Genomic DNA, 11927 nt, shown 5'->3' on the forward strand with positions numbered 1-11927 from the left:
AGAAGTGAAACGCCGTAGCGCCGATGGTAGTGTGGGGTCTCCCCATGCGAGAGTAGGGAACTGCCAGGCATCAAATTTAGTGTGCTGATATGGCTCAGTTGGTAGAGCGCACCCTTGGTAAGGGTGAGGTCCCCAGTTCGACTCTGGGTATCAGCACCACTTAATACGGTTAAAGTTCGGCATTTGAAAAAGAATTTGTCTGGCGGCAGTAGCGCGGTGGTCCCACCTGACCCCATGCCGAACTCAGAAGTGAAACGCCGTAGCGCCGATGGTAGTGTGGGGTCTCCCCATGCGAGAGTAGGGAACTGCCAGACATCAAATAAAACAAAAGGCCCAGTCGAAAGACTGGGCCTTTTGTTTTATCTGTTGTTTGTCGGTGGGCACTCTCCTGAGGAGGAGAAATCCGCCGGGAGCGGATTTGAACGTTGCGCAGCAACGGCCCGTAGGGTGGCGGGCAGGACGCCCGCCATAAACTGCCAGACATCAAATAAAGTAAAGGGCCCAATCGAAAGATTGGGCCTTTTGCATTTATCTTTCTATGGAAAAAGTTATCGGATAATGGCGCCGACGCGTTTTATATTTGGTTTATACCCTTCATACTTCAAGTCGCTTATGTGTTGGCTACGGATTACTCGGCCCATTCATGGGCCTCGCCCTGACGGGCCGTCGCACGCGACGTTCAAATCTGCTCCCGGCAGATTTGTCGATCACCCCAGTCACATAGTTATCTATGCTCCTGGGGACTCACTCCCTTGCCGCCTTTAAGCAACTTGAATTATTTTGGGTATATAACATCTTCGTAGGGTGGATAAAAACCGTTTTAGTAAACGTGATTTCCCGCCATATATCCGCCTGAACCATCGAATGTGAACCGTGCTGAAGTAGATGTACAAACGGCTTTTACTTACGCCTCTAATAAGCAATAGAGATATTCGCTGAGGACTAAGAATCTGGCCCATTAGGCTATTTTATTTGCCAGTTTGGCCCTGGGACAGTGCTCAAAATCCTCATGTATTACGTGTATGCTCCGGTTTATATCCAGACTGTCTGTAATAATTACGCCTAATGACCACGCTCTAAGTCTTACTGTATAAAGCCTGTTTTTAATGCGGCTTACGATGCTATCAAGCTACAATTTTGTCTGCATCGGACAAGGAATAGAATAAATACCATCGGGATGGGCGAGTAAGAAAAGAGAGCGTTTTATCGTGTTAACTTTCGGGGGACAGGCTGAACAGATTACGTCGCTGAGTATCCTTACGACCTTTATATTATTACTGAAAGCGCGGCATTGCCGCGCCTGCATGTATCATTTAGAAAGCGCAATGATACCCATCGTCACCCCTGCTACCGCCGCAGCGCCGCCAGCGATAGCGCCTGCTGTCTCCCAGTTATCCTGCGTTGTACCTTTCATACATGTATTGGTATGAACCAGCCGCCCTTGATCGTCATAAACCGGTACGCAGGGAGAATCATGTGCACAACCTGCCAATAAGGTGGTAAGCAATGCAACTGGAATTAGTCTTTTCATGGTGTTACCTCATTAATCAGCGTTTCGCGAAGTACAGCAACGTAAATGCTGGCTCTAACCGCTGCGAAAACGAGAGTTATTTTACCACCACAGAAAAAATGGCCGACATGAGGAATCATCTCAATTCATGTGAATTGTAAAAACTATGGAGAATGCAAAAAGTAAGCGGAGAGGGGGGAATAGCGGAGATAAAGACGTACCGTTTAAAAAGGCGTCCGAAGACGCCTCTGTTTACCGGTTAATCGTGATGGCGATTAAATCGGCGTTTTACAACAACGAAGAATACTGGCACGAAGAAGATAGCTAATAAGGTTGCGGTTAACATTCCCCCCATAACCCCTGTGCCTACTGCGTTCTGTGCCCCACTACCTGCGCCACGACTGATAACTAACGGCATTACCCCGAGAATAAAGGCCAGCGAGGTCATTAGAATAGGACGTAAACGCATACGGGATGCTTCCAGCGTCGCTTCAATCAATCCACGTCCTTCTTTTTCCATGAGATCTTTGGCGAACTCGACAATCAGGATGGCGTTTTTAGCAGAAAGGCCAATAGTGGTTAACAAGCCAACCTGGAAGTAAACGTCATTATTCAGACCGCGCAATGACGCTGCAAGCAGAGCGCCAACCACGCCGAGCGGTACGACCAGCATTACCGAGAACGGAATTGACCAGCTTTCATACAGAGCGGCAAGGCAGAGGAAAACGACAATGAGTGAGATTGCGTACAGCGCCGGCGCCTGGTTACCTGACAACCGTTCCTGATACGACATACCTGTCCAGTCATAGCCAATACCGTTTGGCAGCTGTGAAGCCAGGTTTTCCATTAACGACATGGCTTCACCGGTACTTCGTCCGGGCGCTGCTTCACCGAGCAGTTCCATTGACGGCATCCCGTTATAGCGTTCCAGGCGTGGCGAACCATAAATCCACCGTGCTGAGCTAAAGGTAGAGAAGGGCACCATCTCGCCATTGGCGCTGCGTACATAAAGATTGTTGATATCTCCCGGCAGCATACGGAACTGAGCGTCAGCCTGAACGTATACTTTTTTCACTCGTCCGCGATCGATAAAGTCGTTAACGTAATAGCCGCCCAACGCCGCGGAGATGGTTTCGTTGATATCAGACAGCGAAACACCGAGCGCCTGCGCTTTTTCTTGATCGACATCCAGCTTGAACTGTGGCGTGTCTTCCAGCCCGTTCGGGCGTACGCGCACTAATAGATCAGGATGCTTCGCGACCATACCCAGCAGTTGATTACGCGCTTTTGTTAACGCATCGTGACCGAGTCCTCCCTGATCAATCAGTTCAAAGTCGAAACCTGTCGCGGTACCTAACTCGACAATTGCCGGCATGTTGAATGGGAACACCAACCCGTCGCGAATCTGGCTAAAGGCGCGTGTCGCTCTGGCGATAACGGCTTCGACGCTGTTTTCTTCACCGTTACGCTCTTCCCAGGGTTTAAGGCTGACAAATGCCATCCCTGAGTTTTGTCCCTGACCGCTAAAGCTAAAGCCGTTTACGGTAAACACGCTTTCGACGTTCGCTTTTTCATTATTCAGGTAGTAATGAGTAACTTGATCCAGCACTTTCTGCGTACGTTCTTGCGTAGCGCCAGAGGGGAGCTGAATCATAGTCAGGAAAACCCCCTGATCTTCTTCCGGCAGGAAGGAGGTTGGGAGGCGTAAAAACAGAACCGCCATTCCGACTACAATAAGTAGATAGATAATGAGATAGCGACCCGTATTACGCACGATACCGCTTACGCTGTTAGTATAGTGGTTAACGCTGTGATCAAACCTGGTATTGAACCAGCCAAAGAAGCCGCTTTTTTTCTCGTGATGTTCAGCAGATACGGGTTTAAGCAGCGTAGCGCATAGCGCTGGCGTCAGAATCAACGCAACCAGAACGGATAGCGCCATTGCTGAAACAATAGTAATAGAGAACTGGCGATAAATTGCCCCGGTCGAGCCGCCAAAAAAGGCCATCGGGATAAATACCGCAGACAGTACCATCGCGATACCAACCAGCGCTCCCTGAATCTGCGACATGGATTTTTCCGTCGCCTCTCGGGGAGAAAGGTTATCCTCCATCATTACACGTTCAACGTTTTCTACGACCACTATCGCATCGTCAACCAACAGCCCTATCGCTAGTACCATACCAAACATCGTCAGGGTATTGATGGAATAGCCAAAGGCGGCGAGTACCGCAAAAGTGCCTAGCAACACGACAGGAACAGCGATGGTAGGAATCAGGGTTGCCCGGATATTCTGTAAAAACAGATACATTACCAGGAACACCAGAATAATCGCTTCAAACAGCGTTTTTACCACTTCGTGGATAGATATTTTTACGAAGGGCGTTGTGTCATAAGGATAAACCACCTTCATTCCCTGAGGGAAGAAAGGCTGCAGTTCTGCCAGTTTCGCTTTGATTGCGGTTGCGGTATCCAGCGCGTTAGCGCCGGTCGCCAGTTTAATACCGAGACCGGAGGCCGGTTTACCGTTAATGCGCGCTACAACGTTATAGTTTTCACCGCCAAGCTCAATACGCGCGACATCTTTGAGATGGACGACAGAGCCGTCGGTATTGACGCGCAACGTAACTTTGCCGAACTCTTGCGGATCTTTCAGACGCGTTTGGGCGATGATTGAGGCGTTAAGCTGCTGGCCCGGTAATGCTGGCGTACCGCCCAGTTGGCCTGCCGCAATCTGGTCGTTCTGTACTTTTAACTGGTTGATGACATCAACTGGCGTGAGCTGGTATTTATTTAGCAGATTCGCATCCAGCCAGATACGCATGGCGTACTGTGCGCCAAATAGCTGAACGTCGCCCACACCATTCAGACGGCTGATAGAATCCTTAATGTTAGAGGCGACATAGTCAGAGATGTCGTCCTGGGTAGTGTTCGGATTATCCGAGACGAACCCGGCGACCATCAAAAAGCTGCTGCTGGACTTTTCAACGCTAATCCCCTGCTGCTGGACTTCTTGCGGCAGTAAAGGCGTGGCGAGCTGCAATTTATTTTGCACCTGAACCTGCGCGATATCCGGATCGGTTCCGGACTGGAAGGTCAGGGTGATGGTCACGCTACCAGCAGAGTCGCTGGTAGAGGACATATACATCAGGTTATCGATACCGTTCATATTTTGTTCGATAACCTGAGTAACCGTATCCTGTACCGTCTGCGCATCCGCGCCAGGATAGGTTGCAGAAATAGAAACCGCTGGCGGCGCAATGGTTGGATACTGCGCAACGGGAAGTTGCATTATTGCCAGTGCGCCAGCCATCATCAGGATAATGGCCAGAACCCAGGCGAAAATAGGACGTCTAATAAAAAAGTTTGCCATGTACGGTTACCTTATTGCGCCGTTTTCGCTGCAGGAGCATCGGTAGTGGCTTTCACCTGGACGCCCGGTCGCGCTTTTTGTAAGCCGCTGACGATGACCTTATCGCCCGGTTTTAACCCTTCGCTGATGAGCCATTTATCGCCAATAGCCTGCGCCGCCACGACATTGCGGGCTTCGACCTGGCTTTTATCGTTAACCACCATCACCATTGCGTCGCCGCGCGGCGTGCGGGTTACGCCCTGCTGGGGGACAAGGATGGCATTGGGCTGGACGCCTTCATCAATGCGGGCGCGCACAAACATACCGGGAAGCAGACTGTGTTGCGGGTTAGGGAAAACCGCCCTGAGCGTGATAGAGCCGGTGCTTTCATCTACGGTAACGTCGGAAAATTGCAGCGTGCCTTTAATCGGGTAGACCTGACCATTTTCCATTACCAGTTGAACCGTGCTACTGGCGCTGTCTTTATGCAGGTTACCTTGTTCGACGGATTGCTTGAGTCGCATAAAGTCGTTGCTTGATTGCGTCACGTCGACATAAATCGGGTCGAGTTGTTGCACGGTAGCCAGTTCAGTTGACTGACCATTAGTCACCAGCGCGCCTTCAGTCACATTAGATTTTCCTATACGCCCGCTGATGGGCGAGGTGACTTTGGTATACGCAAGGTTAATACGCGCGCTTTCAACAGCGGCTTTTGCCGCCACAACGGCGGCATCGGCCTGGCGGGCGTCGGCAATCGCCTGATCATATTCCTGTTGGCTGATATATTTTGTGCCGACCAGTGGAACATAGCGTTTGACCGTCAGGTGCGCGATAGCCGCAGCCGCTTCGCTTTTAGCAAGTTCGCCTTTAGCGCTGTCATAATCGGCCTGATAAGTGGCAGGATCGATCTGATAAAGCGACTGCCCGGCCTCTACATCGCTACCTTCGGTGAAGTTTCTTTTAAGCACGATCCCGCTCACCTGGGGGCGAACCTCCGCAATGCGAAATGCGGACGTACGTCCGGGAAGTTCGGTCGTTACGGCTAGCGGCGCTGTTTCGACCACATGGACGGTGACTTGCGGCTCGCCGACATGAGCCTGGGTATCTCCCTGGTCATTACAACCGGCCAGCAGCGCAGCAGAGAATATGATGAATGAGGGCAGGAGTGAAAACCTGGCATGTTTCGTCATTACTGTTCCTTAAAAAACCGAAAGCTCGTTATTCACCGGATAACGGTAAGGCGTTAACGCGCGAAAAATAGAATAGCAGTGGGGTATCCTACAAATTATTAGCTTGTGATGTAAGCAATACTTATTTTGGGATGGGGTTCACGGCACATAAAAGCAAAAAAAAAGAACTATTCCCTGTCGTTTCATAATGTCCCGATTAGTAAAATCATGATGTTGAATAACATGATTAGAAATATATATTTTATATGAATGTGTTTTATTAATTTATTTGTTTTTATTATTGATTTGGCGGTGTTGTGCGAAATAAAAATAGCTGTCTCTCGTCTGACTAAAAAGGACATGGTAAAGTTGTTTTTTATGCTGAGTATTTTATCAGCGTATTTATCGTTTTTATGGTCCAGGATATCTTAATTATGGCGAAGAAAACGAAGGCGGATGCGCTTAAAACGCGGCAACACTTGATTGAAACCGCTATTGCGCAGTTCGCTTTGCGCGGCGTTGCCAACACGACGCTGAATGATATCGCTGATGCCGCTGATGTCACGCGGGGCGCCATCTACTGGCACTTTGAGAATAAAACGCAGTTGTTTAATGAGGTTTGGTTACAGCAACCACCTTTACGCGAACTTATTCAGGATAGGCTTACGGGATGCTGGAATGATAATCCTTTACAGGATCTACGAGAGAAATTTATTGCAGCCTTACAATATATTGCGGCAGTGCCTCGTCAGCAGGCATTAATGCAGATTTTATATCATAAATGTGAATTCCATAATGGTATGATATCGGAACAGGCCATTCGGGAGAAGATGGGTTTCCATCATCAGTCGCTGCTTGAAGTATTACAGCGATGTATGGATAAAAAGCTGATCTCAGGCAGTCTTGATCTGGATGTCATATTAATTATTCTGCATGGTAGTTTTAGCGGAATAGTAAAGAACTGGTTAATGAATCCCACAAGTTATGATCTTTATAAGCAGGCGCCTGCATTAGTCGATAATGTATTAAAAATGCTAAGCCCGGATGGCAGTGTGAGGCAATTAATGCCAAATGAACAACAGGCGGAAGAAGCCTGAGATTATTTTGAGTTGATATTATATATTGACCTTGTGAATATATTGGCTGGGTCCCGAATATCGCGAGCAATTTCCTCTGCCGTACGCGGCTTGCCAAGCAGGAACCCCTGAAGCGTATGGCATCCTAACTGGGTCAAAAATTGTTGCTGCGTTTCATTTTCTACCCCTTCTGCCACAATTTGCAGATTTAACGCTTTCGCCAGCGCGACAATAGCCGCAACAATGGTCGCGCCGTCGCCTGCCTCGCTGAGTTCATGTACGAAAGCGCGATCAATTTTTAGTTCGCACGCCGGAAGACGTTTCAGATAGAGAAGGCTGGAATAACCGGTGCCAAAGTCGTCAATAGAGGCCTTAACCCCCATTTCCGTTAATCTGGTGAGTATAGCGACGCTTTGCTCTGGCTTGTTCATCGCCGTGGTTTCGGTGATTTCCAGAATCAATAAATCGGGACGGATACTGTGTCGGGCCAGGCTCCGCGTAATGGTGTCCACAAGCCCGGGCTGCTCAAATTGTAAGGCGGACAGGTTTACCGCCACTGACCATAAGGCGTATCCCTGTAAGTGCCACTCGCGGAGCTGTCGACACGCCTCGTCTATCACCCAGCTACCGATAGTGACGATAAGACCCGTTTTTTCCGCCAGCGGTAAAAACTGGTCAGGATTCAGTACGCCTTGTTTTGGATGATACCAGCGCAACAGGGCCTCAAATCCTACAATGGGGCCGGCAGGAGCCTGAAATTTAGGCTGGTACACCAGCCTGAGCTCTTGTCTTTCCAGCGCCAGCCACAGGTCATTCATTAGCTGAAGCTGGGTTTGCGCCAACATATTCATTGATGGCTGAAAGAAATGGTATCCGTTACGCCCCGTATGTTTCGTGTGGTACATCGCGGCATCGGCGTTGAACATCAGTTCCCGTTCGTTTTTTCCGTCCAGCGGATAGAGCGCTATTCCCACGCTAAGGGTGACGACCAGTTCATACGGATCTATCGTAAAGGGCGCATCTATCGAATGTACCAGCGCGCTGGCAAGGGAAGCCGCTTCGTCAGGCGCGCTGACTTCTGCAAGCAGCACAAATTCGTCGCCGCCAATCCGCGCCAGGGTAAACTGCCCGCTCAGCGGTTGGTTCAGACGATGCGTGACCGCCACCAGTAGCTTATCGCCAATATCATGACCATAAGCGTCATTAATAGCTTTAAAGCCATCCAGATCCATAAACAGTAGCGCGAAAGACGTGCTTTCCCGATTCGCTTTGCTGATGGCCTGTTCCAGACGATCCTCAAGGAGTACCCGGTTTGGTAAACGGGTGAGCGTATCATGCAGCGCCAACTGCGCCAGTTCCTGGTTCGCCTGCGCCAGTGAAGAGGCAAGTAGTGCGGTACGGGCCTGAAGCCGGGCGTCAAATAAAGAAACCAGCAGAGTAATGCCCAGGATAGTCAGCGCGACCACGCTGACAAGAACAGCCAGCCAGTTGCTATCGACGCCACGATGCTCCATCGGCCAGTTTTGGGGAAAGTGTGCGGCCTTCATGCCGGCGTAATGCATGCCGGCGATAGCTATTCCCATTAATACCGCGGCGCCTGCTCGCCTCAGGGCGACATCTGTTCCCTCATGACGCAGGCGGAACGTGAGCCACAACGCGCCGCAGGACGCCAGTAGCGCGATAATGATAGAGAGGGTAACCCACGCGCTATTCCAGACGATAATGGAAGCAAATTGCAGCGCCGCCATCCCGGTATAATGCATTGCGCTGATGCCCAGTCCCATCACCAGCGCGCCCGGTAGTAAACGGCGCAGGCGCAGTTTTTCAGCGCTAACCAGCCATAGCGCAAACAGGGAGGAGCCGATCGCGATCAGCATGGAGAGGCCGGTGAGGAACGGATCGAAGCGCATGTTCATCGCGTGATCCATCGCCAGCATCCCGACAAAATGCATCGCCCAAATACCGACGCCCAGCGCGAAGCCGCCGCCCATTAGCCATATTCTGGCGTTTGATCGGGCGCTTCCGGCTACGCGTCCGGCCATATTTAATGCGGTATAGGACGCAAAAATAGCGACAGCAAATGAAACCGCCACAAGGATGTGGTTGTACTCACTAACCGGCATGTATCATTAGCTCATTGGTTATGCAGGAAAAGAACAGGACGAGACAGTATCACCCCTTCTTTTATCCTCAACGTGTTTTAATTCCCTGTTTTTATAAGGGATAAAAGAAATCCGGGTGATAAATAATCATAGGTTAAATCGCCCGGTTCGCTACTCCAGATCGGTACAATTGATCAATTTAAGAGGGTTAACCGAATCCATGTTTCGGCACTTATCCTGTTCAGTCGCCATCAATTCGATCCATTGCATCAAAAGCGCATCAAAAAGAAAAACGGAGACGGCAAAAACAACCAGCCACCAATACTTACGTATCATCGTCAAATCCTGTGTATTCATGCCCATGCGTGCAGGGAATATACATGAAATTTTGACGCTGAAAAGCGGACTTACAATGCTTTTACTTCTCTGAAGATAGCGCGTTTATCCCGACATTTCGCTGCTTTTTGGACAGGTTTTGTGTTTTTCTCTTTTTGACTTTTGCAAGTTCATTTTCTGAATAATGCGAAGTGACGCTCAATCTTCTGAGCCCCATTTTTACGTACTCATTATTGAGTTCAATACCGATAAACTTACGACCTGACGCCGCTGCGACAGCGCCTGTGGTGAAACTGCCCGCGAAAGGGTCCAATACGGTATCGCTCGGGTTAGAAGAGGCCAGTATGATCCGTTTTAACAGCGCGCTGGGCTTTTGCGTAGGATGGTTTTCATATTCATCCATCAGATAACGTACGCGAGGAAATGACCAGACGTTGCCCGGCACTTTTTTCTGATTGTATGGTTGAGGCGGGTTTTTTCGATAATCGATTAGCGCGCGCTTGGCGCCCGTGGTGGTCTCGACCAGAATCGCGTCACGGTTAAAGGTATAGCTTTTCGGGTTCTTTACCATCATCAGGATCGGTTCATACATAGAACCAAAGTATTTTTTCGCCTGCACCCCGGAACTATCATAGGACCAGACGATACGGCTTTTGATGGTAAAAAGCGTTCGGCATTTGAGATCGATATACGGCATATTTTCTGTGCTATTCATGATGTACATGGTGCCGTGTTTCTTCAGTACGCGGTGGCACTCATCAATGCATTCATACAGCCAGGCCAGAAAAGACGCTTCGTCCCAGGATTCCACCATACCGTCGAAATCTTTTCCGATATTGTAAGGCGGATCGGCAAAAATTAAGTCAATGCTTTCAGAAGGCAGTTTTTTAAGTTCTGTTAGCGCGTCACCGTGAATAATCTTCTTCGATTCATCGCCAAAGTACTGAGGTTCACATTCCGCTTTCATGACCAAATTCCATGTGATGCGTATAAAAAAGGCGCTTCCCCATGCCGAGTAGCGCCTTTTTAAACAAGCAGTTAGCTAATCGAAATTAGTTCATGCCGTATTTTTTTAATTTTTTACGCAGCGTACCACGGTTGATGCCCATCATCAGAGCAGCACGGGTCTGGTTACCACGGGTGTATTGCATCACCATGTCCAACAGGGGCTGTTCTACTTCAGCCAGTACCAGCTCATACAGGTCATTAACGTCCTGACCATTCAGTTGAGCAAAATAGTTCTTCAGTGCCTGTTTAACCGAGTCACGCAGGGGTTTTTGGGTTACCTGATCCTGAGAGTTAACGGTAGAAACGGTCAGTACGTCAGAATTTACGCGTTGTTCGAACATAGTTCTGTCAGCTCTTTATTTCTGTTTACGCAAAATTTTCGAAGTATGCCTCCAACGCCTCCAGCTGTTCGCTGGCGTCCTCAATAGCGTTGAATGTGCGCCGAAACTGGTCGTCTGGAGCGTGCTCCTGGAGATACCAGGAGACGTGTTTACGCGCGATTCGGTACCCTTTTGCCTGACCGTAAAAGTCATGCAGTTCCCGAACATGCGTGCAAAGCAAGCGCTTTACCTCTGCCAGCGGCAGCGGCGGAAGCAGCTCCCCAGTGTCCAGATAATGCTGGATTTCCCGAAAGATCCAGGGTCTTCCCTGAGCTGCGCGGCCTATCATCAGGGCATCCGCCCCTGTATAGTCGAGAACAGCTCTGGCTTTATGCGGGTTAGTAATGTCGCCATTCGCGATAATCGGAATGGAAACTTTCTGCTTAACTGCCCGAATACTGTCGTATTCAGCTTCTCCGTTGAACAAACAGGCGCGGGTGCGGCCATGGATGGTCAGAGCCTGAATACCACAATCTTCAGCCAGTTGGGCAATCTCTACGCAGTTACGGTGTTCCGGCGCCCAGCCGGTGCGAATCTTGAGAGTCACAGGAACGTCCACTGCGTTTACGACCCCGATGAGTATAGACTTCACTAAATCCGGGTACTGCAAGAGGGCTGAACCTGCCAGCTTACGATTCACTTTCTTCGCCGGGCACCCCATATTGATATCAATAATCTGGGCACCGCTTTCCACGTTAATACGTGCGGCATCGGCCATCTCAACAGGGTCGCTACCGGCAATTTGCACCGTGCGAATTCCTGGCTCATCAACGTGCACCATCCGTAAACGAGATTTATCGCTTTCCCACACTTGCGGGTTAGAAGACATCATCTCGGATACTGTCAATCCTGCTCCCATCTCATAGCACAGCGTCCGGAAAGGTCTGTCAGTAATGCCAGCCATGGGCGCTGCGATCAGGCGATTTCTGAGCTGATATTGTCCGATGCGCATGAGTTAAGAAATGACCATACTGTGACTGCAAGGCGGCGTATA

Annotated in this window: 9 protein-coding genes, 1 tRNA gene and 1 rRNA gene; 3 read left to right on the plus strand and 8 right to left on the minus strand. The window is 49.7% G+C overall.

The window, feature by feature from the left end; genetic code table 11:
* Positions 1–83: 83 nt before the first annotated feature.
* Positions 84–159: transfer RNA gene (locus NAZ64_RS21375), tRNA-Thr, on the plus strand.
* 39 nt (positions 160–198) lie between these two features.
* A 5S ribosomal RNA gene (gene rrf / locus NAZ64_RS21380) occupies positions 199–314 on the plus strand.
* A gap of 995 nt (positions 315–1309) precedes the next feature.
* Here rrf and NAZ64_RS21385 read toward each other — a convergent pair.
* The 3 genes from NAZ64_RS21385 to NAZ64_RS21395 all read right to left on the minus strand — a co-directional run bounded on the left by NAZ64_RS21385 (position 1310) and on the right by NAZ64_RS21395 (position 6052).
* Positions 1310–1531, minus strand: a complete 222-nt coding sequence (locus tag NAZ64_RS21385) for a putative periplasmic lipoprotein (protein ID WP_220569603.1) — start codon at positions 1529–1531, stop codon at positions 1310–1312.
* A 238-nt stretch (positions 1532–1769) separates the two neighbouring features.
* Entirely contained in the window at positions 1770–4883 is a 3114-nt protein-coding gene (locus NAZ64_RS21390; protein WP_001273290.1) for an efflux RND transporter permease subunit, read from the minus strand.
* Positions 4884–4894: 11 nt separating this feature from the next.
* A complete protein-coding gene (locus NAZ64_RS21395; protein WP_000160388.1) occupies positions 4895–6052 on the minus strand; it encodes an efflux RND transporter periplasmic adaptor subunit in 1158 nt (385 codons plus the stop codon).
* A 413-nt stretch (positions 6053–6465) separates the two neighbouring features.
* Between NAZ64_RS21395 and envR the strand changes: the two genes are divergently transcribed.
* On the plus strand, positions 6466–7128 hold the full coding sequence (gene envR, locus NAZ64_RS21400; protein WP_001085725.1) for an acrEF/envCD operon transcriptional regulator: 663 nt from the start codon (positions 6466–6468) through the stop codon (positions 7126–7128).
* 2 nt (positions 7129–7130) lie between these two features.
* Here the strand turns inward: envR and NAZ64_RS21405 are convergent, their stop codons facing one another.
* From NAZ64_RS21405 to dusB, 5 genes are all read right to left on the minus strand, one after another.
* Positions 7131–9230, minus strand: a complete 2100-nt coding sequence (locus tag NAZ64_RS21405; RefSeq protein ID WP_183052894.1) for a putative bifunctional diguanylate cyclase/phosphodiesterase — start codon at positions 9228–9230, stop codon at positions 7131–7133.
* A 150-nt stretch (positions 9231–9380) separates the two neighbouring features.
* Positions 9381–9545, minus strand: a complete 165-nt coding sequence (locus NAZ64_RS21410; protein WP_000620015.1) for a DUF2556 family protein — start codon at positions 9543–9545, stop codon at positions 9381–9383.
* A gap of 82 nt (positions 9546–9627) precedes the next feature.
* Positions 9628–10512, minus strand: coding sequence for an adenine-specific DNA-methyltransferase (yhdJ, locus tag NAZ64_RS21415; protein WP_000642611.1), 885 nt, complete (start codon positions 10510–10512; stop codon positions 9628–9630).
* Between the two features lie 85 nt (positions 10513–10597).
* Positions 10598–10894, minus strand: a complete 297-nt coding sequence (gene fis, locus NAZ64_RS21420) for a DNA-binding transcriptional regulator Fis (RefSeq protein WP_000462905.1) — start codon at positions 10892–10894, stop codon at positions 10598–10600.
* A gap of 25 nt (positions 10895–10919) precedes the next feature.
* The gene (dusB, locus tag NAZ64_RS21425) at positions 10920–11885 is read right to left on the minus strand and encodes a tRNA dihydrouridine synthase DusB (protein WP_001219664.1); all 966 of its coding nucleotides are present in this window, start codon (positions 11883–11885) and stop codon (positions 10920–10922) included.
* Between the last annotated feature and the right edge of the window lie 42 nt (positions 11886–11927).

It is taken from the genome of Salmonella sp. A1325 (genome assembly GCF_056991255.1).

Coding starts and splice junctions, on each gene's coding strand:
- NAZ64_RS21385 (WP_220569603.1), bottom strand. CDS start 1,531: ATGAAAAGACTAATTCCAGTTGCATTGCTTACCACCTTATTGGCAGGT.
- NAZ64_RS21390 (WP_001273290.1), bottom strand. CDS start 4,883: ATGGCAAACTTTTTTATTAGACGTCCTATTTTCGCCTGGGTTCTGGCC.
- NAZ64_RS21395 (WP_000160388.1), bottom strand. CDS start 6,052: ATGACGAAACATGCCAGGTTTTCACTCCTGCCCTCATTCATCATATTC.
- envR (WP_001085725.1), top strand. CDS start 6,466: ATGGCGAAGAAAACGAAGGCGGATGCGCTTAAAACGCGGCAACACTTG.
- NAZ64_RS21405 (WP_183052894.1), bottom strand. CDS start 9,230: ATGCCGGTTAGTGAGTACAACCACATCCTTGTGGCGGTTTCATTTGCT.
- NAZ64_RS21410 (WP_000620015.1), bottom strand. CDS start 9,545: ATGATACGTAAGTATTGGTGGCTGGTTGTTTTTGCCGTCTCCGTTTTT.
- yhdJ (WP_000642611.1), bottom strand. CDS start 10,512: ATGAAAGCGGAATGTGAACCTCAGTACTTTGGCGATGAATCGAAGAAG.
- fis (WP_000462905.1), bottom strand. CDS start 10,894: ATGTTCGAACAACGCGTAAATTCTGACGTACTGACCGTTTCTACCGTT.
- dusB (WP_001219664.1), bottom strand. CDS start 11,885: ATGCGCATCGGACAATATCAGCTCAGAAATCGCCTGATCGCAGCGCCC.